Source organism: Streptomyces sp. NPDC057900 (assembly GCF_042887885.1).
GTDB lineage: Bacteria > Actinomycetota > Actinomycetes > Streptomycetales > Streptomycetaceae > Streptomyces.
On sequence record NZ_JBHVOI010000004.1, the window covers coordinates 1 to 22,590 of the forward strand.

The 22,590-nt window shown below is 70.8% G+C and carries 23 protein-coding genes, 1 rRNA gene and 1 pseudogene; 19 read left to right on the plus strand and 6 right to left on the minus strand.

Annotated elements, in window-relative coordinates; translation table 11 throughout:
- The 9 genes from rrf to ACFVQ0_RS17515 form a co-directional block, all read left to right on the plus strand.
- Positions 1-86 (plus strand): 5S ribosomal RNA (rrf, locus tag ACFVQ0_RS17475); the annotation flags it as partial.
- A 75-nt stretch (positions 87-161) separates the two neighbouring features.
- A complete protein-coding gene (locus ACFVQ0_RS17480; RefSeq protein ID WP_390088901.1) occupies positions 162-806 on the plus strand; it encodes an HAD family hydrolase in 645 nt (214 codons plus the stop codon).
- Between the two features lie 42 nt (positions 807-848).
- Positions 849-2,051 carry an MFS transporter gene (locus ACFVQ0_RS17485; protein WP_390088903.1) on the plus strand — a complete coding sequence of 401 codons (1,203 nt, stop codon included), beginning with the start codon at positions 849-851 and terminating at the stop codon, positions 2,049-2,051.
- Positions 2,020-3,192, plus strand: coding sequence for an acetoin utilization protein AcuC (locus tag ACFVQ0_RS17490; protein ID WP_390088905.1), 1,173 nt, complete (start codon positions 2,020-2,022; stop codon positions 3,190-3,192). The genes ACFVQ0_RS17485 and ACFVQ0_RS17490 overlap by 32 nt, the downstream gene beginning before the upstream one ends.
- Before the next feature lie 114 nt (positions 3,193-3,306).
- Positions 3,307-4,122 carry a phosphatase gene (locus ACFVQ0_RS17495; RefSeq protein WP_390088906.1) on the plus strand — a complete coding sequence of 272 codons (816 nt, stop codon included), beginning with the start codon at positions 3,307-3,309 and terminating at the stop codon, positions 4,120-4,122.
- Between the two features lie 128 nt (positions 4,123-4,250).
- Positions 4,251-4,463 carry a helix-turn-helix domain-containing protein gene (locus ACFVQ0_RS17500; RefSeq protein ID WP_158072253.1) on the plus strand — a complete coding sequence of 71 codons (213 nt, stop codon included), beginning with the start codon at positions 4,251-4,253 and terminating at the stop codon, positions 4,461-4,463.
- A 110-nt stretch (positions 4,464-4,573) separates the two neighbouring features.
- Positions 4,574-4,672 (plus strand): 30S ribosomal protein bS22, encoded by a 99-nt coding sequence (locus ACFVQ0_RS17505; RefSeq protein WP_003948845.1) that lies wholly within the window; start codon positions 4,574-4,576, stop codon positions 4,670-4,672.
- Between the two features lie 147 nt (positions 4,673-4,819).
- Complete coding sequence (locus ACFVQ0_RS17510) at positions 4,820-5,920, plus strand: NAD-dependent epimerase/dehydratase family protein (protein ID WP_390088908.1); 1,101 nt, start codon at positions 4,820-4,822, stop codon at positions 5,918-5,920.
- Between the two features lie 15 nt (positions 5,921-5,935).
- Positions 5,936-6,976, plus strand: coding sequence for a lysophospholipid acyltransferase family protein (locus tag ACFVQ0_RS17515; protein WP_390088909.1), 1,041 nt, complete (start codon positions 5,936-5,938; stop codon positions 6,974-6,976).
- A gap of 54 nt (positions 6,977-7,030) precedes the next feature.
- On the opposite strand, the gene ACFVQ0_RS17520 is transcribed toward ACFVQ0_RS17515, so the two are convergent.
- The 3 genes from ACFVQ0_RS17520 to ACFVQ0_RS17530 form a co-directional block, all read right to left on the minus strand.
- Positions 7,031-8,251 carry a DUF5667 domain-containing protein gene (locus tag ACFVQ0_RS17520; protein WP_390088911.1) on the minus strand — a complete coding sequence of 407 codons (1,221 nt, stop codon included), beginning with the start codon at positions 8,249-8,251 and terminating at the stop codon, positions 7,031-7,033.
- A 224-nt stretch (positions 8,252-8,475) separates the two neighbouring features.
- Positions 8,476-9,252, minus strand: coding sequence for an ECF subfamily RNA polymerase sigma factor, BldN family (locus tag ACFVQ0_RS17525; RefSeq protein WP_024490754.1), 777 nt, complete (start codon positions 9,250-9,252; stop codon positions 8,476-8,478).
- A gap of 280 nt (positions 9,253-9,532) precedes the next feature.
- The gene (locus tag ACFVQ0_RS17530) at positions 9,533-10,492 is read right to left on the minus strand and encodes an HAD family hydrolase (RefSeq protein ID WP_390088913.1); all 960 of its coding nucleotides are present in this window, start codon (positions 10,490-10,492) and stop codon (positions 9,533-9,535) included.
- A 148-nt stretch (positions 10,493-10,640) separates the two neighbouring features.
- Here ACFVQ0_RS17530 and ACFVQ0_RS17535 point away from each other — a divergent pair, with 148 nt between their 5' ends.
- The 6 genes from ACFVQ0_RS17535 to hemB all read left to right on the plus strand — a co-directional run bounded on the left by ACFVQ0_RS17535 (position 10,641) and on the right by hemB (position 17,232).
- Positions 10,641-10,916: a glutaredoxin family protein gene (locus tag ACFVQ0_RS17535; RefSeq protein WP_327337578.1), complete on the plus strand. Its 276-nt coding sequence runs from the start codon at positions 10,641-10,643 to the stop codon at positions 10,914-10,916.
- Positions 10,917-11,188: 272 nt separating this feature from the next.
- Positions 11,189-11,959 (plus strand): redox-sensing transcriptional repressor Rex, encoded by a 771-nt coding sequence (locus tag ACFVQ0_RS17540; protein ID WP_073737091.1) that lies wholly within the window; start codon positions 11,189-11,191, stop codon positions 11,957-11,959.
- A complete protein-coding gene (locus ACFVQ0_RS17545; protein ID WP_390088916.1) occupies positions 11,956-13,464 on the plus strand; it encodes a glutamyl-tRNA reductase in 1,509 nt (502 codons plus the stop codon). The genes ACFVQ0_RS17540 and ACFVQ0_RS17545 overlap by 4 nt, the downstream gene beginning before the upstream one ends.
- On the plus strand, positions 13,461-14,447 hold the full coding sequence (gene hemC / locus ACFVQ0_RS17550) for a hydroxymethylbilane synthase (protein ID WP_390088918.1): 987 nt from the start codon (positions 13,461-13,463) through the stop codon (positions 14,445-14,447). The genes ACFVQ0_RS17545 and hemC overlap by 4 nt, the downstream gene beginning before the upstream one ends.
- The gene (locus ACFVQ0_RS17555) at positions 14,444-16,111 is read left to right on the plus strand and encodes a uroporphyrinogen-III synthase (protein WP_371772507.1); all 1,668 of its coding nucleotides are present in this window, start codon (positions 14,444-14,446) and stop codon (positions 16,109-16,111) included. Before hemC ends, ACFVQ0_RS17555 begins: the two co-directional genes overlap by 4 nt.
- Before the next feature lie 116 nt (positions 16,112-16,227).
- Positions 16,228-17,232: a porphobilinogen synthase gene (hemB, locus tag ACFVQ0_RS17560; RefSeq protein ID WP_390088920.1), complete on the plus strand. Its 1,005-nt coding sequence runs from the start codon at positions 16,228-16,230 to the stop codon at positions 17,230-17,232.
- Between the two features lie 18 nt (positions 17,233-17,250).
- Here hemB and ACFVQ0_RS17565 read toward each other — a convergent pair whose 3' ends face one another.
- Together ACFVQ0_RS17565 and ACFVQ0_RS17570 are read right to left on the minus strand one after the other, a co-directional pair.
- Entirely contained in the window at positions 17,251-17,781 is a 531-nt protein-coding gene (locus ACFVQ0_RS17565; protein ID WP_390088923.1) for a HEAT repeat domain-containing protein, read from the minus strand.
- 111 nt (positions 17,782-17,892) lie between these two features.
- The gene (locus ACFVQ0_RS17570; RefSeq protein ID WP_390088925.1) at positions 17,893-18,663 is read right to left on the minus strand and encodes a DUF4232 domain-containing protein; all 771 of its coding nucleotides are present in this window, start codon (positions 18,661-18,663) and stop codon (positions 17,893-17,895) included.
- Between the two features lie 361 nt (positions 18,664-19,024).
- On the opposite strand from ACFVQ0_RS17570, the gene ACFVQ0_RS17575 reads away from it, so the two are divergent.
- From ACFVQ0_RS17575 to ACFVQ0_RS17590, 4 genes and pseudogenes are all read left to right on the plus strand, one after another.
- On the plus strand, positions 19,025-20,458 hold the full coding sequence (locus ACFVQ0_RS17575) for a helix-turn-helix domain-containing protein (RefSeq protein WP_390088927.1): 1,434 nt from the start codon (positions 19,025-19,027) through the stop codon (positions 20,456-20,458).
- 58 nt (positions 20,459-20,516) lie between these two features.
- A pseudogene (locus tag ACFVQ0_RS17580) lies at positions 20,517-20,696 on the plus strand (DUF2625 family protein); the annotation flags it as partial.
- 80 nt (positions 20,697-20,776) lie between these two features.
- Complete coding sequence (locus ACFVQ0_RS17585) at positions 20,777-21,100, plus strand: DUF2625 family protein (RefSeq protein WP_390088929.1); 324 nt, start codon at positions 20,777-20,779, stop codon at positions 21,098-21,100.
- A gap of 102 nt (positions 21,101-21,202) precedes the next feature.
- Entirely contained in the window at positions 21,203-22,000 is a 798-nt protein-coding gene (locus tag ACFVQ0_RS17590) for a CPBP family intramembrane glutamic endopeptidase (protein ID WP_390088931.1), read from the plus strand.
- 43 nt (positions 22,001-22,043) lie between these two features.
- Here the strand turns inward: ACFVQ0_RS17590 and ACFVQ0_RS17595 are convergent, their stop codons facing one another.
- Positions 22,044-22,589 carry an NUDIX hydrolase gene (locus ACFVQ0_RS17595; RefSeq protein WP_390088933.1) on the minus strand — a complete coding sequence of 182 codons (546 nt, stop codon included), beginning with the start codon at positions 22,587-22,589 and terminating at the stop codon, positions 22,044-22,046.
- Between the last annotated feature and the right edge of the window lies 1 nt (position 22,590).

Sequence of the window (22,590 nt, forward strand, 5' to 3'; positions counted from 1 at the left end):
GTTACATTCCGAACCCGGAAGCTAAGCCTTTCAGCGCCGATGGTACTGCAGGGGGGACCCTGTGGGAGAGTAGGACGCCGCCGAACTCCTTTTAAATAGTTAAGCCCCGTGCCCTTGTGGCACGGGGCTTTTCTGCGTTCCCTACAGTTTAAGGTCGTGACATGCGCTACGAACTGGTCATCTTCGACAACGACGGTGTGCTCGTGGACAGCGAGCCGATCTCCAACACCCTCCTGGCCGGCTACCTCACGGAACTCGGCCACCCCACCACGTACGAGGAGTCCCTCCGCGACTACATGGGGGCCGCCATGCACCGGGTGCACGACCTCGTCGAGGAGCGGGGCGGGGAGAAGCTGCCCGCGGACTTCGACGACACGTTCCACTCGCGGGTGTTCGCCGCGTTCCGGCAGGAACTGCGGCCCGTACCCGGTGTCGAGGAGGTGCTGGGGGATCTCGTCGCCGAAGGGGTCCCGTACTGCGTCGCGTCCTCCGGCAGCCACGAGCGGATCCGGGTCGGGCACCGGACGACCGGGCTCGACCAGTGGTTCGAGGAGGAATGGATCTTCAGCTCCGAGGACGTGGGGCGCGGGAAGCCCGCCCCCGACCTGTTCCTCTACGCCGCGGACCGGATGGGGGTGCCGCCGGAGAGGTGCGTCGTCATCGAGGACAGCCCGCTCGGAGTGGAGGCGGCGAGGGCCGCGGGGATGGATGTGTACGGGTTCACGTCGATGATGCCGGCGGACCGGCTGGCCGGGGTGACCGGGCATTTCTCCGACATGGGACAGCTGCGGGAATTGCTTGCCTGACGCGTCTACCCATGGGTAGAAAGTGGCTCTACGCTCGCGCCCATGACAGATGCACGTTTGCGGCACGGCAGAGCTTCCCTCGCGTTGAGCTTCTTCGTGCAAGGGGTCACGTTCGCTTCGCTCGTGACGCGGATCCCGGCCATTCAGGACCGGTACGGGATATCCGACGGCCTGCTGCCCGTGTTCCTCGCCGCCGTGCCGATCCTGGCCGGTGTGGGCAGCGTGGTCACCGAGAAGGTGGTCGCACGGGTACGGCCGCGCGTGGTTCTGCGGTGGACGCAGCCCGTAGTGCTGCTGGCGCTCCTCGGCGTCGGTGCCGGGAACGAGCTGTGGGCGGCGGCCTTGGCGCTCGGCGTGTTCGGGCTGGCCGTCGGCGCGCTGGACGCGTCCACGAACATGATGGGGGTCAGCCTCCAGCGGGCGTACGGACGCTCCATCATGCTCGGCTTCCACGCCGCGTACAGCCTGGGCGGGATCGCCGGGGCGTCGATGGCGTGGGCCGGGGCGCACTGGGACCTGTCGCTGCTGATCTCGTACCTGCCGGTCGTGGTGGTGCTGTTGCCCGCCGCGTTCGTCGGGAGCCGGTGGTACGTCGAGGGGAAGCAGGAGGACGAGGGGCCGGCCGCGCCCAAGGGGAAGGCCGGGGCTGTCTCGTTCAAGCTGCTGATGCCGCTGTGCCTGGTGATGAGCTTCGCGTACATCGGGGACTCGACCGTCTCCAACTGGAGCGCCAAGTACCTCCAGGACGTGCTGGGGAGTTCGGAGCAGCTGTCCACCCTTCCGTACAACGTCTACATGGTGACGACGTTGCTGGGGCGGGCCGTCGGGGACTTCGGGGTGCGGCGGTTCGGGGCGGTGGCCGTGGTGCGGCTCGGGAGTGTGGTGGCCGCGGCCGGGTTCGGTGTGGTGGCCGTCGCCGGCGGGGCCTGGATCGGGATGCTCGGGTTCACCCTGCTGGGGTTCGGGCTGTGCGTGATCGTGCCGCAGACGTTCGCGGCGGCGGGGCGGATGTTCCCCGACGACAGCGACACCGCGATCGCCCGGCTGAACATCTTCAACTACGTGGGATTCCTGGTCGGCTCGCCACTGGTGGGGGCGATCGGGGACGCCTGGAGCTACCGGGGCGCGATGCTCGTACCGATGGTGCTGGTGCTCGCGATGCTCGTGTACGCCAGATCGTTCGGCGCGGAGCCCGCCCGATACGGTGGCGGGCATGAGCGGCCGCGCACAGCTGATGTGGGATGACGCAGTAACGGGATACGACTTCGGGGACAGCCACCCCATGGACCCGGTCAGACTCGCGCTGACGATGGGCCTGGTGCGGGCGTTCGGCCTCGACCGCGCGGTGGACGTGGTGGCGGCCAAGCCCGCCGGGGAGTCCACACTGCGGCTCGTCCACCGGTCCGACTACGTGGCCGCCGTGCGGGCGGCCTCCGCGGACCCCGCCCACGCCGACCAGAAGTACGGACTCGGGACGGTGGACGATCCCGCGTTCGCCGGGATGCACGAGGTGTCCTCGCTGATCGCCGGGCAGTCCGTGGGCGCCGCGGAGGCGGTGTGGCGCGGGCGGACCGCGCACGCGGTGAACTTCAGCGGCGGGCTCCATCACGCCATGCCCGGCAGCGCGTCGGGCTTCTGTATCTACAACGACCCGGCGCTCGCCATCGCCCGGCTGCTGGAGCTCGGCGCGGAGCGCGTCGCGTACGTCGACGTGGACGTGCACCACGGGGACGGCGTACAGGCGGCGTTCTGGGAGGACCCGCGGGTGCTGACCGTCTCGCTGCACGAACACCCCCGCACCCTCTTCCCGCAGACCGGCTGGCCGGAGGAGACCGGCGCCGGGGCGGGCGAGGGCGGCGCGGTGAACGTGGCGCTGCCCGCCGGGACGGGGGACGCGGGGTGGCTGCGGGCGTTCCACGCGGTGGTACCGGAGCTGCTGGCGGACTTCCGGCCGCAGGTCCTGGTGACGCAGCACGGGGCCGATACGCACTTCGAGGACCCGCTGGCCCATCTCGCGGTCTCGCTGGACGCCCAGCGCGCGGTGATGGCGGCCTGCCACGACCTCGCCCACGAGTACGCGGACGAGGGGCGCTGGGTGGCGCTCGGCGGGGGCGGTTACGCGGTGGTGGACGTGGTGCCGAGGTCCTGGACGCATCTGGTGGGGATCGCCGCCCACGCGCCCGTGGACCCGGAGTCGGTGATCCCGTCCTCCTGGCGGGACGAGGTCTACGCCCGGACCCGGCAGCTCGGTCCGGCCCGGATGACGGACGGCCGCACCCCGTCGTGGAAGTCGTGGGACGAGGGGTACGACCCGGCCGACCGGCTGGACCAGGCGGTACTGGCGAGCCGACGGGCGGCCTTCCCGCTGCGGGGGCTGCTGACCTGAGGCTGCCGGCCTGTTCCGGCCCGCGGACCGGCGGTCCGGCACGGGTTACTCCAACTGTGGGGCGTATTCCGGCTTTTGGCCCCCGGGCGGTGCGGGTACGGGAGCATCGGCAGGGTGTTGAGCACCGGAGCGCTGCGCGCGCATCTGCTGGCGGCCCGGCTGGCCGGCCCCGTGGCGACCTCGCGGGAGGTGAGCCTGCGGAGTTATCGGCTGTTCGCGGCCAGGGACCCCCGGGTGACGCTCGGCCTCGACCCCGGACGGGGCTGGGGTGAGCTGGACCTGCTCCGGCTGATGGCCGACAAGTGCGGGGTCTCGGCCGATCCCGCGCATGTATCGGGTCCCGATGTGATCGACCCGGAGCGGACGCTGGCGGGGCTGGACGCCTTCGCGGGCCGGCTGGCGGACGCGGCCCGGCGGCGGGCTCCGGTGCTGTTCGGTACGGGGCACCCGCACCGGCTGATCGGTTTCTACGCAGCGCTGGCAGACGCTTTGTCGTCGGTCGGGTGCACCGTACTCACCCCCGCGCAGGGGCGATGTATCGACATAACGACCCGGTTCGGCGTACGCACGTACAACCTGGACTACGTACGGGGAGTCGCGCTGGTGCGCGAACCAGGCGTGCGGCTGCCCGGTGGTGGTACCGGCGCACACTCCCACTCCCCGCTGCCGGTCAGGGTCGTCCTGGAGGCCGCCGCGGTGGGCCGGGGGCCGCTCCCGGAACTCGTGGTGGGCGACCACGGATGGGTCTGCGGGGCAGGTCAGCTGGGCATTGAGGCGATCGGGCTGGCCGATACGGACGATCCCGCGCTGTTCGTCGGTGAGGCCGAGGGAAGGGTGTCGGCCGTCGTCCCGGTGGACGACGCCGTGCGGTCCGCCTACTACCTGCCGCTCACGCGCTATGTACTCAATCGGGCGGCTCTGTCACAGTAGGCGGCCGATCGTCTCTCCTCTTCCCCACTCGCATCACCCGCCCCTAATCTGGGCAGTGAGCGCACATCGACGAAGAGTCACCGGAGGGGAAGCCGGTGCGCGTCGCGTGCGGAAGGTACAGGTGGATCATGGCTGCTGACAGCGAGAGGCCTCTCAACGAGGTCAAGTTTCTGACCGTGGCGGAAGTCGCCTCTGTCATGCGAGTGTCGAAGATGACCGTGTACCGCCTGGTGCACAGCGGTCATCTGCCGGCGATCCGGGTGGGCAGGTCCTTCCGGGTGCCGGAGCAAGCGGTTCACGAGTATCTCCGGGAGTCCTTCGTGGGGGTGGGGTCGGCCTGACATTCCCCTCGGATTACGTCCCTCACCCGGTGGCGGGTAGGCTAGGCCGACGTAGGTCGTGTGGGCCCAGACGCCCCGCACCAGTGAAGAAGAAGTGAGCGAGGGTAGTCGTGGGCTCTGTCATTAAGAAGCGGCGCAAGCGGATGGCCAAGAAGAAGCACCGCAAGCTGCTCAAGCGCACGCGCGTTCAGCGTCGCAACAAGAAGTAAGCGAACGCAGTTCGTGAAATCCGCAGCCCTTTCGCCGTTCAAGGCGGGAGGGCTGCGGTGCTGTGTACGGGGGGTGTCGAACCGCTACGGTGACGTGCGAGGGGCGTACTCACCTCTCGCACGGGAGACCGACGGAAGGCGCTGATCTTGGGGAAGGTCGTGCTCGTCACGGGAGCTGCCCGGCAGCTGGGCGGCCGCTTCGTGCGGCGCATCCAGCGTGATCCGGACGTGGACCGGGTGATCGCGGTCGACGCGGTCGCGCCCGGCCACCAGCTGGGGGACGCCGTCTTCGTGACGGCCGACATCCGCCAGCCCGCCATCGCCAGAGTCCTCGCGGAGCACTCGGTCGACACGGTCGTCCATCTGGACGTCAGCGCGATGGGCCTCGGCTCCCAGGGCCGCAGCGCGGTCAAGGAGACCAACGTCATCGGCACCATGCAGCTGCTCGGAGCGTGCCAGAAGGCCCCGGCCGTCCAGCGCCTGGTGATCAAGTCCAGTACGGGTGTGTACGGCTCCGCGCCCCGCGATCCGGCGGTCTTCCACGAGACCACCCAGCCCAAGTCCCTGCCGAGCGGCGGCTTCGCGAAGGACGCGGTGGAGGTCGAGGGGTACGTACGGGGCTTCGCGCGCCGCAGGCCGGACGTGGCCGTGTGCGTGCTGAGGTTCGCGAACATCCTGGGCCCCGACGCGGACTCGCCGCTGGCCGACTACCTGTCGCTGCCGGTGCTGCCGACCGTGTTCGGGTACGACCCGAGGCTCCAGTTCGTGCACGAGGACGACGTCATCGACGTACTCGGCATCGCCGCGAGCGAGCCGAGGCGGGGCACGCTGAACAGCGGCACCTTCAACATCGCCGGGGACGGCGTGCTGCTGCTCTCGCAGTGCTCGCGGCGGCTCGGGCGGCCGACGCTGCCGGTGCTGCTGCCCGCGGTCACCTGGGTCGGCCAGGCGCTCCGTGCGGTCGGTATGACGGACTTCTCGCCGGAACAGATCCGGCTGCTCACCCATGGCAGGGTGGTCTCCACGGTCCAGATGCGCGAGACCCTGGGCTTCCGGCCCCGGTTCACCACGGTGGAGACGTTCGCGGAGTTCGCGCGCAGCCGGGGACCGGGTCTGCTGCCGCCCGAAGCGGTGGGCCGGGCCGTCGGCAGAGTGGCAGCGATGCCGTTCGCCGGGGGGACGACCGGCGGGGCTCCGGAGATCACCGGGGCCGGCGACGACACACACCCGACCCCGAGCGGCAGGTAGAGGAGCGCACCGACGATGGCGGATGCCAAGGTCATTCCGTTCGACGACGACCGTTCGCGGTCCGGGGGCTCGCCGCGTGGAGCGCGACGGCGCGGACCCGGACGCGGCAGCGGGTCCGTGAGCGCCCTGCCGGGCCGGCCGGACGCCGGGCTGCCGGAGAGGCGGGCGGGTGAGCCGGACGCGTCCCAGGAGGCGGCACCGGAGGGCGTGGGGCGGTCCGGCTGGGAACGGCGGATCGCGGGCGGTCTGGCGTTCCTGCGGCGGCGGGTCACGGGCGAGTACGACGTCGACGAGTTCGGCTACGACGAGGAACTCACCGACCAGGTGCTGATGTCGGCGCTGCGGCCCCTGTACGAGAAGTACTTCCGGGTCGAGGTGAAGGGCATCGAGAACATCCCGTCGGACGGCGGGGCGCTCATCGTGTCCAACCACTCCGGGACGCTGCCGCTGGACGGGCTGATGCTCCAGGTCGCGGTGCACGACAACCATCCGGCGGGGCGGCATCTGCGGCTGCTCGCCGCGGACCTGGTGTTCATGCTGCCGGTCGTCAACGAGCTGGCCCGCAAGGCGGGGCACACCCTCGCCTGTGCGGAGGACGCGGAGCGGCTGCTGAGGCAGGGCGAGGTCGTCGGCGTGATGCCGGAGGGCTTCAAGGGCATCGGGAAGCCGTTCAGCGAGCGGTACAAGCTCCAGCGCTTCGGGCGGGGCGGCTTCGTGTCGACGGCGCTGCGGGCCGGGGTGCCGATCGTGCCGTGCTCGATCGTGGGGGCCGAGGAGATCTACCCGATGATCGGCAACTCCAGGACGCTGGCGCGGCTCCTGGGCACGCCGTACTTCCCGATCACGCCGACGTTCCCGTGGCTGGGGCCGCTGGGGGCGGTGCCGTTGCCGACGAAGTGGACGATCCAGTTCGGTGAGCCGATTCCGACGGATGGGTATCCGGTGGAGGCGGCGGAGGATCCGATGCTGATGTTCAATCTGACGGATCAGGTGCGGGAGCAGATTCAGCACACGCTGTACAAGTTGCTGGTGCAGCGGCGGTCGGTGTTCTTCTGAGGGCGCCGGACGGGCTCGGGGGCCCGTCCGGCGGTCGTTCGAGGTGGTTCGGGGTCAGTTCTTGTCGGGCCTGCTGTCGATTCCCAGGCCTCCGATCAGGCCGGGGATCAGCGGGGGCAGGGTGATGTCCGGTGTGGGCGCGGTGCTCGGGGTGTCCTCCGACGGTTCACCGGCTTCCGGTGACGGCGGGTCGAAGAGGTCGTCCGCGCTGCCCCCGATCAGGCCGTCCGCCGGGGTACTGCCCGTGTCCGAGGGGTGGGGCGAGGTGCTGCTGCCCTTCTTGCCCTCGTGCGCGCCCGCGGGTGAGGACGAAGAGGGCGACGGCTTGTGCGACGAGGACGAGGGTCCTGAGCCGGTACCGGTGCCGGTGCCCGAGTCGGTCGAGTCGGACCGCTGGGATCCGCCGTTCTTCTCCGGGGCGCGGGGGAACAGCGACTGCAACGGCGCCACTTCCTCGTCTATGGCCGCGAAGACCGAGCTCACCTCGTCACCGAGTTCGGTGAGCTGGACGGGCAGCCGGTCGCGGAGGCTGGTCCAGCTTTCGCGGTGCGAGCGGGAGAAGGAGTCCAGGGTCTGGATCGGGCCGATGGCTCCGTCCCGCTTGTAGGCGGCGTGCAACAGGCGGTGGCCCTCGGTGGCGTCGTGCGTCATGCCGTTGAGCGTGCGCCTGACCTCCCCGAGCTGCTCGTGGTCCATGTCACCGGAGCGGCCGCGCTCCATCAGCCTGCGGGCCTCGCTGAGCCGGGTCGATGCCTGGTCCAGGTAGACCTCGCCCCGGCTGGTGTCGCTGCCCGCCAGGTTGAGGTGGATGTCCTCCATGCCGCGCTTCAGCCCGTAGAGCGAATCGCCCGGGAGCGCGTCGGAGCTGGCCGCGGCCACTCCGCCGAAGGCTCCCGCGGCCACGCCGACGGTGAGTCCGCCGGCCGCGAGGCCCTTCGTCCAGCGCGATTTGGGGCGCAGTTTGCGGAGGGGGGAGGCCCGGTGGGCCCCCTTGCTCCGCTGTTCGGGTACTGCGGGGGCCGCGGGCGTGCCGCCCGCGGCGAACATGGCCTCCATGGCGGCGACGAGCTGGGCTCGCTGCACCACTTTGACCTCGGGATCCAACGCCGGCTTCGGTAGCTCACCGAGGCCGTTCGCCAGGGCCAACAGCGGTCCGCGGTCGGCCGGTTCGGCCGGGTCCTCGGGCTGTACGGCCGCCGCACCGCGGAGCGACTGCTCCTCCACGGCCTGGGCGAAGGCGTTCGCCCGCCGGTGTGCCGAAACGTTTGCGATCACTGGCGGCACCTCCTCTCGTCATGACGGTCGACTCCCCTGAGGGTCCGGAAGGTTGCACACCTTGAGCGCATCCACACGATTGAGTGAGTGTCTGCGGACAGGGGGTGACGACAGGGGGCCTGCAACCGGCACAACGAGTGGCGCGGCACTTGGGTTACGCACGAAGGATGATCGGACCAGTGCGTGATGAACGTATCGCCGAGAGTGATTCGGCTCGGGTGGGATCAGCGGGCATCGTCCGGTAGGAGGCGGGCAAGGGTGCGGACGGCGCGGTACTGAAGGGTCTTGATCGCGCCCTCGTTCTTGCCCATCACCCGGGCTGTCTCGGCGACCGAGAGCCCTTGCAGGAAGCGCAGGGTCACGCACTCCTGCTGCTGGGGGTTGAGTCGGCGCACGGCTTGCAGCAGTGCGGCATTGGAGAGGGACTCCAGGACGGAGTCCTCGGGGCTGCGCTCGACCTCGTTGGCGTCGAGCATTTCGCCGGTGGTCACTTCCAGCCGGAACCGACTGGATTTGAAGTGGTCGGCGACCAGGTTTCGAGCGATCGTGACAAGCCAGGCGCCGAAGTCACGGCCCTGCCAGGTGAACGTGGAGATACGCCGCAGGGCGCGCAGGAAGGTCTCACTGGTGAGGTCCTCCGCCGTCGCCTTACCGCCCACGCGATAGTAGATGTAGCGGTACACGGTGTCGCTGTACTGGTCATAGAGGCGGCCGAAGGCGTCAGCCTCACCGGCCTGTGCGCGCTCGACGAGATCCATCATGCGCGCGCTGTCGCTGTCGGCCGTCGGCCGACGAACGGTGGACGTGGTCGTTGCGCCGCGGTTGCTGCGTCTTCCGACCGCCGCACCGCGTTCGGCCAGGGCGTAGCAAGGGCCGGCAGGTGCAGGGGTGGCAAAGGCGGGTACGGCGTACGCGGTGGGGACGAAGCCGCGCAAGCGGTCGCCGACCGTTGCGCGCAGCGTAGCCAGGCCCGAGGCGTCAACCCCGACGTGTGGGTACACGGGACTCCCAGAGGCAGAGCTTCCATCACGTGCAGTGCGAAACCGTCACTCGTCGTAGTGAGTGGTGGGTTCCGGAATGCGTCTGAGGAGAATAACGCTTCGTACAGGCAGTGCTACACCCAGTTGCTCAAATCACCGGTTACGTCGCTTCTCTAGCGACTATTCGACACATCAAGTAGCACATGGTGACCGGTTATTGATCGAATTATTTCGAGATCTGCCAGGAGCCGCGACAGGTTGTGGTCGGGCGAGGGCTGCCCCGTCGACCGGGCGGCCCGGGTCAGCGACGGCGGCGGTGCAGGGCGACGGCTGCGGCGGTGCCGCCCGCGAGGGCGCCCACTCCCGCCGCGGCCGGGATGCCGACCTTGGCCGCCTTGCGGCCCGTCCGGTAGTCGCGCAGCCGCCAGTCGCGGGCCCGCGCGTGCTTGCGGAGCTTGCTGTCGGGGTTGATCGCGTACGGGTGGCCGACCAGTGACAGCATCGGGATGTCGTTGTGCGAGTCGCTGTACGCGGCGCAGCGCGCCAGGTCCAGGCCCTCCGCCGCCGCCAGGGCGCGTACCGCCTCTGCCTTCGCGGGGCCGTGCAGCGGCTCGCCCACCAGCCGTCCGGTGTAGACGCCGTCGACGGACTCCGCGACGGTGCCGAGCGCGCCGGTCAGGCCGAGGCGGCGGGCGATGATCGTGGCCGTCTCCACCGGGGCGGCGGTGACCAGCCAGACCTTCTGTCCGGCGTCCAGGTGGGCCTGGGCGAGCGCGCGGGTGCCGGGCCAGATGCGGTCGGCCATGTACTCGTCGTAGATCTCCTCGCCGATGGACATCAGCTCGGAGACGCGGTGGCCCTTCACGATGGACAGGGCGCTGTCGCGGGCGTCCTGCATGTGTTCCGGGTCCTCGACGCCGGCCAGCCTGAACCAGGCCTGCTGCCAGGCGAACCGGGTCAGTTCGCGGCGCTCGAAGAACTTCCGCTTGTAGAGGCCGCGGCCGAAGTGGAAGATCGCGGCGCCCTGCATCACGGTGTTGTCGAGGTCGAAGAAGGCGGCGGCCCGGTCGTCGCCGACGACGGGGAACTCCGGTTCCTCGGCGGGCGCGTCGGGCGCGCCGCCGGCCTCGGCTTCGGTGCCGTCGGGGCGCTCGGCGTCGAGCGACGACTTCCGCGCGGCTTCCGCCGCCGCCTCGCCTGCCAGCACGCTCCGTGCTGTCGCGGAGCGCCTACGGGGTGTGAGCCATCCAAGAGCGGCCATGTCGTGAGCATAGCCAGTCGGTTCGGCCCTTCCCGACCTGCCGGGATGCGAAGGCGTGAACTCTCGGGGACCGGATTGTTAAACGGGTGATTCCGGGCACCGGGGACGAGGCGCCGTCCGGCTCCGCGCGCGGCGCAGAATGAGAGGTATGAGTCCCCTGTTGCGACGTACGAAGAAGAAGCCCGCGGACCGGGTGGTGACCCTGGTCGGGAAGCCGGGGTGCCACCTCTGTGACGATGCCCGGCTGGTGGTGCGGAAGGTCTGTGAGGAGACCGGCGCGTCCTGGGAGGAGAAGGACATCACCCTGGACGATGAGCTGTACCGGGAGTACTGGGAGCAGATCCCCGTGGTCCTCATTGATAACGAACAGCACACGTTCTGGCGGGTGGACCCGGCGAGACTGCGCAGTGCGCTGATTTCCTGAGTGAAACCCGGTTACCATCGTGGGCGTTTTGAGTGGTCCCGGGGGCGTAGTTGTGAGGAGTGTGTACCACCTTGCCCCCTTCGGGCCTGCAACGGGCTGATGCGATCGGCGGTTCCTGGATCGCGCGACGAATGCGCGTGACCCCGGTCACTTTGACCGGACAAATCGGACACTATCTTTGTGCACGCGTTCACAAAGACATAGCCTGCATTCGACGGGGCGGCCATGGGACATACGGCCGCCTGCAGCCCCGCTCATCCCGCAGGAGCACCGTGGCAACTGGCCGAAACCACCGACCGGCGACCCGTAGCCGAGGAATTCCCGAGGCCACCGTCGCCCGACTTCCGCTGTATCTCCGTGCGCTGACCGCGCTCTCCGAGCGCTCGGTCCCCACGGTCTCCTCCGAGGAGCTCGCCGCGGCGGCGGGGGTCAACTCCGCCAAGCTGCGCAAGGACTTCAGCTATCTGGGTTCCTACGGGACGCGCGGCGTCGGCTACGACGTCGAGTATCTCGTCTACCAGATCTCCCGCGAACTCGGCCTCACCCAGGACTGGCCGGTCGCCATCGTCGGCATCGGTAACCTCGGCGCCGCGCTCGCCAACTACGGCGGTTTCGCCTCCCGCGGCTTCCGGGTCGCCGCGCTGATCGACGCCGACCCGGCGATGGCCGGAACGCCCGTCGCCGGTATCCCCGTCCAGCACGCGGACGAGCTGGACCGGATCATCAGCGAGAACGGCGTGTCGATCGGTGTGATCACCACCCCGCCCGGCGCGGCGCAGCAGGTCTGCGACCGCCTGGTGGCCGCCGGGGTCACCTCGATCCTGAACTTCGCCCCGACCGTGCTCTCGGTGCCCGACGGCGTCGACGTGCGCAAGGTCGACCTCTCCATCGAGCTCCAGATCCTCGCCTTCCACGAGCAGCGCAAGGCGGGCGAGGACGCCGCCGCGGACGACGGCCCCGACCCGGCCGCGCCGCCCGTGCGGGCCACGACCACCAGCCGGAAGGGACCTGACGGGGACATGCCCGCCGTGATGCCGGCATGAGTCTCCTCGTCGTAGGGCTGAGCCACCGCAGCGCCCCCGTCTCCGTACTGGAACGGGCCTCGCTGGCCGCCGACGCCCAGGTCAAGCTCCTCCAGGACACGCTCGCCGCGGAACCCGCGACCGAGGCCGCCGTGCTGGCCACCTGCAACCGCATCGAGCTGTACGCCGACGTGGACAAGTTCCACGCGGGCGTCGCGGAGCTGTCCACCCTGCTCGCCCAGCACAGCGGCGTCGGTCTGGACGAGCTCACTCCGTATCTCTATGTGCACTACGAGGACCGGGCCGTCCACCACCTCTTCTCGGTGGCCTGCGGGCTGGACTCGATGGTCGTGGGCGAGGGGCAGATCCTCGGCCAGATCAAGGACGCGCTGGCGCTGGGGCAGGAGCTGCACACCGCCGGACGGCTGCTGAACGACCTCTTCCAGCAGGCCCTGCGGGTCGGCAAGCGCGCCCACAGCGAGACCGGGATCGACCGGGCCGGGCAGTCGCTCGTCACCTTCGGCCTGGAGCAGCTCGCGGACGGACGCGACCCCGCCGCCTGGGCGAAGGGCAAGCGCGCCCTGGTGATCGGCGCGGGCTCGATGTCCTCGCTGGCCGCCGCGACGCTGGCCCGTACCGGTGTCGCGGAGATCGTCGTCGCCAACCGCACCCGGGCCCGCGCCGACCGGCTGGTGGAGATCCTCAGCCAGGCCGGAAGCCAGGCCGGAGGCACCTCGGTGGCCGCCCACGCGGTGGAGATGGCCTCGGTCTCCGACGAACTGACACGTGCCGATGTCGTCGTGTCCTGCACCGGCGCGACCGGTCTGGTGCTGAGCGCGGAGGCCGTCGCCGCGGCGCTCGGCCTCGACTTCGCCCCGCACGAGGCGCCCACCGCGCCCGTCGCCGCACCGGCCGTCGAGCTGGACCAGCACGCGGCATGGGTGGAGAACGGTTCCGCCACCGCGACCGCGCAGGCGCAGGCCGTCCGCCGGGTCACCGTGCCCGCCCAGTCCACCGGACCGGTCAGGCTCGCCCTGCTGGACCTCGCGATGCCCCGCGACATCGACGGGGACGCCGCCCGCCTCGACGGTGTGCGCCTCGTCGACATCGAGTCGCTCGCCGAGGCGTCCGCGGACGCCCCGATGGCCGCCGATGTGGACCAGGTGCGCACCATCGTCGCCGACGAGGTCGCCGCCTTCGGTGCCGCCCAGCGCGCCGCCCACATCACTCCCACCGTCGTCGCCCTGCGCACGATGGCCGCCGGAGTGGTCGCGGGCGAGATCGCACGGCTGGACGGACGCCTCCCCGACCTGGACGAGAAGCAGCGCGCCGAGATCTCGCAGACCGTGCGCCGCGTCGTCGACAAGCTCCTGCACGCGCCCACCGTGCGGGTCAAGCAGCTCGCCAGCGAGCCCGGCGGCGCCGGGTACGCCGACGCGCTGCGGGAACTCTTCGACCTCGACCCGCAGACGGTCGCCGCCGTCTCCCGGGCAGACCTGAACGACCCGAATCGAGGGCGGTCATGACCGACAACTCACCCCTGGGCGCGGGGGCCACCGAGCCGCTGCGGCTGGGGACCCGGCGCAGCAAGCTGGCCATGGCGCAGTCCGGCCTGGTGGCCGAGGCCGTCAGCGAGGTGACCGGGCGGGCCGTGGAGCTCGTCGAGATCACCACGTACGGGGACACCTCCAAGGAGCAGCTCTCGCAGATCGGCGGGACCGGCGTGTTCGTCGCCGCGCTGCGCGAGGCGCTGCTCCGCGGTGACGTGGACTTCGCCGTCCACTCGCTGAAGGACCTGCCGACCGCGCAGCCCGAGGGGCTCGTGCTGGCCGCGGTGCCGGCGCGCGAGGACCCGCGTGACGTGCTGGTGGCGCGGGACGGGCTGACCTTCGGGCAGCTGCCGCCCGGTTCCCGGATCGGCACCGGCTCGCCGCGTCGCATGGCGCAGCTCAACGCGTACGCCCGCAGTCACGGCCTCGGCATCGAGACCGTGCCGATCCGCGGCAACGTCGACACGCGTATTGGTTTTGTACGAAGCGGTGAACTGGACGCGGTGGTACTCGCCGCGGCCGGACTCAGCCGTCTCGGCCGGACCGGTGAGGTGACCGATTTCCTGTCGGTCGACACCGTTCTGCCCGCTCCCGGCCAGGGAGCACTGGCGATCGAGTGTGCTGCCAGCAGCACCGACCTCGCCGCCGCGCTCGCGGAGCTCGACGACCCGTACACCCGGGCCGCCGTGACTGCCGAGCGTGCCCTGCTCGCCGCCCTGGAGGCCGGCTGCTCCGCACCTGTGGGTGCGCTGGCCGACCTCCTGGCCGACGGTCAGGCTGTCAACGAACTGCGCCTGCGCGGAGTCGTCGGGTCCACCGACGGTTCCTCGCTGGTACAGCTGTCCACCACCGGTCCCGTCCCCACGTCGCACGACGACGCGGCGGCCCTCGGTCGCGAACTCGCGGCCGAGATGCTCGCCAAGGGTGCGGCCGGTCTTATGGGGGAGCGAGCACTTTGAGCCCCACCGGCCCCGCCGCATCCGATTTTCCCGTCCTGTCCGCAGGGCACGTCACCTTCCTCGGCGCCGGTCCCGGCGACCCGGGACTGCTGACTCTGCGCGCCGTCGAGGCGCTTGCGAGCGCGGACGTTCTTGTCGCAGAGCCGGACGTTCTCGGCGTCGTCCGCTGCCATGCGCGCGCAGGTGTAAGCACGCCTGAGCTGACGGTTGTTGACGCGCAGTCAACAGCCGTCGGAGTGCCCGTTCTCAGGGACGCGGCCAATCTTGTCATGGAGGCCGCGAAGGGCGGCAGGCGGGTCGTCCGTGCCGTCGCCGGTGACCCCGGCCTGGACGGGAACGCGGGCGGCGAGATGCTGGCCTGCGCCGCGGCCGGGATTCCCTTCGAGGTCGTGCCGGGTGTCGCCAACGTCGTGGGGGTGCCCGCGTACGCCGGGGTGCCGCTGCGGGACGCGCAGGGCGCGGACGTCCGGTTCGTGGACGCCCGTACCGCCTCCGACCGCTGCTGGAGCGAGGTCGGCGCGAGCGACGCCACGTGCGTCATCTCGACGACGCTCGACGCGGTGGCCGCGGCCGCCGGTGAGCTGGTCTCCGCGGGCCGCAAGCCCGACACCCCGCTGACGGTGACGGTCGGCGGCACCACGACCCGGCAGCGCACCTGGACGGCGACGCTGGGCACCATCGCCCAGCTGTTCAAGCAGGCCAAGGTCCTCCCCTCGCCGGAGGGGCACCGGCCCGTCATAGCCGTGGTCGGGGAACGCAGCTCCGCCGCCCAGCGCGACCAGCTCGCGTGGTTCGAGTCCAAGCCGATGTTCGGCTGGAAGGTGCTCGTGCCGCGTACGAAGGAGCAGGCGGCGTCGCTCTCCGACCAGTTGCGTTCGTACGGCGCGGTGCCGCACGAGGTCCCGACGATCGCCGTCGAGCCGCCGCGTACGCCCCAGCAGATGGAGCGCGCGGTCAAGGGCCTGGTCACGGGGCGCTACGAGTGGATCGCGTTCACCAGTGTCAACGCCGTGAAGGCGGTCCGGGAGAAGTTCGAGGAGTACGGGCTCGACGCCCGTGCCTTCGCCGGGATCAAGGTCGCGGCCGTCGGTGAGCAGACCGCCGCCGCGCTCGTCGACTTCGGTGTGAAGCCGGACCTGGTGCCCTCCGGTGAGCAGTCCGCCGCCGGGCTGCTGGAGGACTGGCCGCCGTACGACCCGGTCTTCGACCCGATCGACCGGGTGTTCCTGCCGCGCGCCGACATCGCCACCGAGACGCTGGTGGCCGGTCTCATCGAGCTCGGCTGGGAGGTCGACGACGTCACCGCGTACCGCACGGTCCGCGCCTCGCCGCCGCCCGCCGACACCCGTGAGGCCATCAAGGGCGGCGGTTTCGACGCGGTGCTCTTCACCTCGTCCTCGACGGTGCGCAACCTGGTCGGCATCGCCGGCAAGCCGCACAACGTGACCGTCATCGCGTGCATCGGCCCGGCCACGGCGAAGACCGCGGAGGAGCACGGCCTGCGTGTGGACGTGCTGTCCCCGGAGCCCTCGGTGCACAAGCTGGCCGAGGCCCTCGCGGCCTTCGGCGCGCAGCGCCGGGACGCGGCGAAGGAGGCCGGTGACCCGGTGACCAGGCCGAGCGAGCGGCGTCCGGGCGCGCGGCGTCGTCGTACGACGACCTGACCGTCCGGCGTGCTGTGTGCGGGGCCCGGCCGCTTCTTCGTGAAGCGGCCGGGCCCCTCGCTTTCCCAACACCGGTGTCGGTAAGAGCGTGATGTGTACGGGTCTAATCTCGAAGGATGACTGTGTACGGAAACTTCCCCGGCTCCCGCCCCCGGCGGCTGCGGACGACCCCCGTGATGCGGCGGATGGTCGCCGAGACACGGCTCGACCCGGCGAACCTGATCCTGCCCGCCTTCGTGCGCGAGGGCATCGACGCCCCTGTCGACATCTCGGCCATGCCCGGCGTGCGGCAGCACACCCTGGACACCCTGCGGAAGGCCGCGGTCGACGCGGTCTCGGCGGGCGTCTCCGGGATCATGCTGTTCGGTGTGCCGCTGGACGAGAAGAAGGACGCCCGGGGCACGGCGGGCACCGATCCCGACGGCATCCTCCAGCTCGGTCTGCGCGCGGTCCGCGAGGAGGTCGGTGACGATCTCGTCGTCATGTCCGACCTCTGCCTGGACGAGACCACCGACCACGGCCACTGCGGGGTGCTGACCGAGGACGGCCGGGTCGACAACGACGCGACGCTGGAGCGGTACGCCGAGATGGCCCAGGTCCAGGCCGACGCGGGCGCCCATGTGGTGGGCCCCAGCGGCATGATGGACGGCCAGGTCGGCGTGATCCGCGACGCGCTGGACCAGACCGGCCACGAGGACGTGTCGATCCTCGCGTACACGGCGAAGTACTCCTCCGCGTTCTACGGCCCGTTCCGCGAGGCCGTCGGCTCCTCGCTCCGGGGCGACCGCAAGACGTACCAGCAGGACCCGGCCAACGCCCGTGAGTCGATGCGCGAGCTGGCGCTCGACCTGGCCGAGGGCGCGGACATGGTCATGGTCAAGCCGGCCGGACCGTACCTCGACATCCTGGCCAAGGTCGCCGAGTCGGTGGACGTGCCCGTCGCCGCGTACCAGATCAGTGGCGAGTACTCGATGATCGAGGCCGCCGCCGCGCGCGGATGGATCGACCGGGACGCGGCGATCCTGGAGAGCCTGACCGGGATCCGGCGCGCGGGCGCGCAGATGATCCTGACGTACTGGGCGACGGAGGTCGCGCAGAAGCTGGGACGCGTCGGAGCCTGAGGGCGCGGATACGGGTGCTCAGAGCGCCGGTTCGCCGCCCCAGGCCGTGAGGATGCGGGCGGCCTCCCGGCCCAGCGTCCGGTCGCCGGCCAGCCGGTGCAGCACCTCGGCCCGGTCCTCGCTCGGGCCCGCGTGGCTGAGGGCGGCCAGGGCGTTGTCCCGGACGAGCTGGTCCTCGTCGGTGAGGACGGCGGCGGCCATCGCGTCGTGGACCGCCGGGTCGTCCGCGTAGGGGCCGAGCGCCATGGCCGCGTACTGCCGCACCAGGTCCTCGTCGGGTCCGCGCATCACGGCGAGCAGGGCGCGGGCGGCCCGCTGCCGGTGGGTGTTGTCCGTGGGCGGCCACAGCCGCAGGGCGGTCGCGGCCTCGATCCTGGCGAGCTCGTACTCCTCGGTGTCCTCGGTCACCGAGGCGAGGAACGTCAGGGCCGCCGGGTGGTCGGGCCGGTCCGCGAGTATGCCGCCTATGCCCGCGACGAGTTCGCGTCTCCGGTCGCTCTCGGGGGGCTGTGCGCGGAACTGGTCGATGAGGCTCTGTGTCCGGTCCATTGGTTGTGGCTTCCCCGTGGACGGCCCCGCACTCCCGGCCCGGCCGTCGACGTGGACGGCCGGGCCGGGAGTGCGGGGGCTCGGTGACGGCGCTTTGCGGGTTCAGCGGGCTCAGTAGGTGAGGGCGTCGGACATCTCGGCCTGCCAGTAGGTGACGAAGCCGTTGTCGTCCCAGACCGTGTCGGCCGGAAGGTTCAGCTGGGCCGGGCTGCCGGTGGAGCCCACGTTGCTGCGGCCGGCGAAGTTGACCTGGAGGTGGGTGGCCTTGCGCGGGGCCGGGCCGGCGCCGGGCTCGCCGGTCAGGCCGATGGAGGCGTAGGCGGACTCGCCCGGGTTGAGCGTCACGACGGCCTGCGGCTTGCTGTCCTCAAGGATCGGGAAGACGGCCTGTGCGTCGTCGAAGCGGAGCTTGGGCGCGTAGTAGGCGTTGCAGGCGGTGCTGCCCGTGTTGGTCACGGTGAGCAGCAGGTGGTTGATGGGGCGGGTCACCTTGCTGACGCGGGTCTTGGTGTTGCCGCCGGTGCATGCGTCCGACGTGACCTTGGAGCTGCTGCCCGCCTGGCCCGTGGAGCCGGTGGAGCCCTTGTCGGTCTTCCCGGCCTTGGCGGCGTCCGCGTCGGGGTTCGACGTGCCGTTGGAGGTGCCGTTGGACGTGCCGCCCGTCGTGCCTTCGGCGGCGGCGTCGGCGTCGGTGCCGTCCTTCTGCGGTGCGGCGTCCGGGGACTGGGACTGCTTCGCGCTGCTGTTCGATGCCGGGACGGACGCTGCCGCCTTGCCGTTGTCGCTCGTGCCGTCGTTGTCGCCACCGCATGCGGTGAGCGAGAGAGCGGCCAGGAGGGCGGTGGCGGCGATGACAGTGGTGCGGATGCGGTTGCTGCGCATGGTGGTGCTCCCCGTGAAGTAAAGGTGCTGGATCAGCGGAATCGGATCAGCGCTGGTGATCAGTGCTGGTGTATCAGTGGCGGTAGGTCATTGGCGGTGGATGAGGATCATGACGACCGTGCCTGCCACGATCACCACCCCGATGGCCAGAACATCGATGAGCTCGATGCGGAAGAGGGTTCGCATTTGCTCGTCCCCCGTGTTCGCTGCGGTGTGGTCTCAGATTGCGGGGCGGCGGATTCCGGCCGCAACACCTGCCGATCCATTGGGGATGCTGGAACGCCTGCGCGTACTGTGACCTGGGCAGATTCCACGTCCCTGGAACGGTGTTCCGGGACGGACCAGGAGGGGGAACGCTGCAGTGGCGACGCCGGAGGCCGAGGATTTCGCGGCCCTGCTCAAGGAACTGAAGGACCGTTCGGGACGTAGTTACGGGGTGCTCGCCGCGAAACTGCACGTCAGCACGTCCACGCTCCACCGGTACTGCAACGGGGACGCCGTCCCCAACGAGTACGGCTCTGTGGAGCGGCTGGCCCGGCTGTGCGGGGCCACGTCGGACGAACTCGTGGAGCTGCACCGGCGGTGGATCGTCGCGGAGGCGGCCCGGCGGCGCGGAAAGCAGGAGAGCGGGGCGGCTTCGGCGGCTCCGGTGGCCGCGGTTCCGGCTCCGGCGGCTCCGGCGGCTCCGGCGGTTCCGGCGGTTCCGGCTGTCGAGCCCGAGCCCGGGCCCGAGCCCGATGCGGTTCAGTCACCTGAGCCCGCGCCCGTACCCGCACCTGAGCCCGCGCCCGTTCCGCCGGTCTCGGAGGTGGAACGTGAGCATCTGGTCGAGCCCGCCGCCTCGGGCAACCGGTGGCGGCGCGCGTCCGCCCGTACGCGGGTGCTGCTGGCGGCGGCCGCCGTTGTCGCGCTCACCGTCCCCACCGCCGTCGTCGCCAACCAGCTCGCCGGATCGAGCGAGGACCCCGCCGTGAACGCGGCCCCGGGCGCGACGGGCCACGGGGACGGCAAGAAGGCGGACGCCGTGTCCGGCGCCTCGGAGAGCGCCTCGCCGTCGTCCAGCCCGTCGCGGAAGCCGAGCCCTTCCGCGACCACCGGGTCCGCGAGCCCGTCCACGGATCCATCGAAGGCCGTCTCCTCGCCCGAGGCGGGGAGCGAGCCGAAGACCGCCACCGGCCGGCCGCCGACCGTCACCATCAGCTCGTACAACTGGGAGGAGCCCTGCGGGCAGTACTACCTGCTGGACGAACCCGCCGCCAACGTGCCGCCGCCGCCCGTACCGCAGGACACCCGTGGCTGGGCCCGTGCGCTGGGCGGGGTGGACGGCGGCCGGATGCGGCTCGAACTCACCGTGCAGGGCACCTCGGAGCAGGCGGTCGTCCTGAAGGACCTGAACGTACGGGTGCTGAACCGCAGCGCGCCCCTGAAGCGGTCCGCGTTCTCGATGGGCGAGGGCTGCGGGAGCGGGATCGAGCCCCAGTCCTTCGACATCGGCCTGGACAACAGCCGCCCCGCGCTCACCCCCGTGCCGGGGCTGCAGGCCGGCAAGAAGGTCCCGGCGAAGGACTTCCCGTTCCGCGTCTCCTCCAACGACGTGGAGGTCTTCGACCTGGACGCGCACGTGGAGGGCCACGACGTCACCTGGTACCTGGAGCTGGAGTGGAGCAGCGGCGGCCAGACGGGCACCCTGCGCATCGACGACGGCGGCCAGCCGTTCCGTACGAGCAGCATCGCGGGGCGGCCGGAGTACCTCTACAACAGGCAGAGCTCCAAGTGGGAGGCCGCCGCCTCCTGACGCGGTGCGGGTGCCCCCGGCGGTCCGGTCCGGTGGGCGCTGGTGCGACGATGCGGGGATGCGCGAGGACCATGAACTGATCGACGTCGACGATCCGGCCTGGCCGCTGCTCCTCAAGGAGCTGTCCGGCGCCGAGGTACCGGTCGAGGTGCTGCCCGGTGACGTCGGGAAGGGCCAGGCCGCCCTGCTCCAGCTGGGGGTGTCCGCCCGGTCGAACCTGGGCGGCATCGTACTGAACTGTGGCGGCCTGCTCGTGGACGGTGGCCGGCTGAGGATCCTCGGAAGCCCGCGCGGCGCCGGGCTGCCCGGCCTGGCGAGATGCTCTACTTCGCCCCCGATACGCTCCGCTGGGAGGCCCTCGGCGCCGGGCACTCGGCGTGGCTGTCCTGGATCCTGTCCGGAGGGCTCCGGAAGTTCTGCCAGGGGCTGCGGTGGGACGGCTGGAGCGCAGAGGTCTCCGCGCTGAACGGCAGGCAGGGGCTCTCGTTCGTCCCGCCGCTGTGGTCGGCCGAGGCCCGTGGGGACCTGTCGGCGACCAGCCGTCGCGCGGTGCCGATGGCGGAACTCCTGGGCCTGTACCGCGACACGTGCGTCCAGCTCGACGGCAGCGACCCGGGCTTCCTCGGAGTCGTCTGCGAGTGAAGTGACATGGGAAGACCGCGAACGGGCCACCCTGTAAGTGGCACGACGCGCGGCGGGTGCGGCAGTGCGAAGGCCGCTGACAGTGAGAGTGGGCGTGGGCCGGTGGACGCAGCCGAGGCGGAGAAGCAGACGGCCGGGCGCAGGTTCGCGTGGCCGTGGTTCCTGGTGGCGGTGCTCGTCTACCTCGGGATCATCCAGGGACTCGGACAGCTGATCGGCGTGGACACCTCGTCCTCCGACAGCCGGTTCCCGACCACCGAGTCGCTCGTCCGCAACGCGCTGATCCCGATCGGTGCCTCGATCGTCTTCGTGGCCGCACTGGTGACCTGGCTCGGCTGGTGGGGCGTGGTGCTGCGCTACCGCGTACCCGTACGGCGCTGGGTGCGCTGGGTCCCGGTCTCCATGCTCCTCGCCTCCCTTGTCGCCATGAACTACGGCCACCTCGGGGACCAGAGCGGCTCCCTGGTCGTATGCCTCCTGCTGCTCGGGCTGTTCGTCGGTGTGGGTGAGGAGCTGATGTTCCGGGGCGTCGGCGTCCACGTGTTCAAACGCGCCGGACTCAGCGAGGGCAAGGTCGCCCTCTGGTCATCCGTGATCTTCGGCCTGGCCCACGTCAGCAACGCCATCGGCCAGGGCGCCCAGGCGATCCTCCAGGCCCTGGTCGTCTGCACCTCGGGCTACTTCTTCTACCTGTGCCTGCGCGTGGGCGGCGTGATCCTGCTGCCGATGCTCGTCCACGGGCTGTGGGACACCAGCCTGTTCTCCAGCATGATCGGCGCCGAGCCCGCCGTGTACCCCGGCGCCGTCCTCCTCGTCGTGCTCCAGGTGGCCCTGATCGTCGTACTCGTCCGACGGCGTCGCAACGTCAGTCCCACCAGAACGCCCACGTCTCCTGTTTGAGCAGCGCCTTCTCCGCGTAGGCCTGGAGGGTTTGGCGCGCGATTCAGCGCAGGGCGTTCATCAGCCGGCGGCTCAGTTTCCGCGACGTGATGGTGTCCACTCCCAGCCACGCCGCAGCCGTGACTTCCTCGGTTTGGAGCGTGCTGATGTCAGCGTTCTCCGTGCGGAAGAGGAAGCGGAAGTCGACGTGCTGGTGGTCGGGCTCTCCTTTGGCGCCGTTTGCCGGGATGGGGTGTACGTCGATGTCGATCGGGGCGGAGCCCGCAGGGGTCACCGACATCGAGGAGATACCGGTCTCCTCGCACAGCTCCCGGAGGGCGGCCGCCTGAAGGGTGGTGTCCTCCGGCTCCAGATGACCGCCGGGCAGGAGCCACTTGTCGAGCGCCAAGTGGTGGATGTGGAGGACACGGGCGTCGGGGCCGACGAGGGCCGCGCCCGCAGTGGCATGGGCGCGGAATTCCTTACGGGAGGTGAGGTCCGCGTCCGTGTTCAGGAGGGCGAGCACCGGGGCCAGACCGGGCTTGTCCTCGGGGTGGACGCCGAGGTAGCCGTTCAGGGTCGTGCGGATGTGGTCCTTGCTGATGGGCATG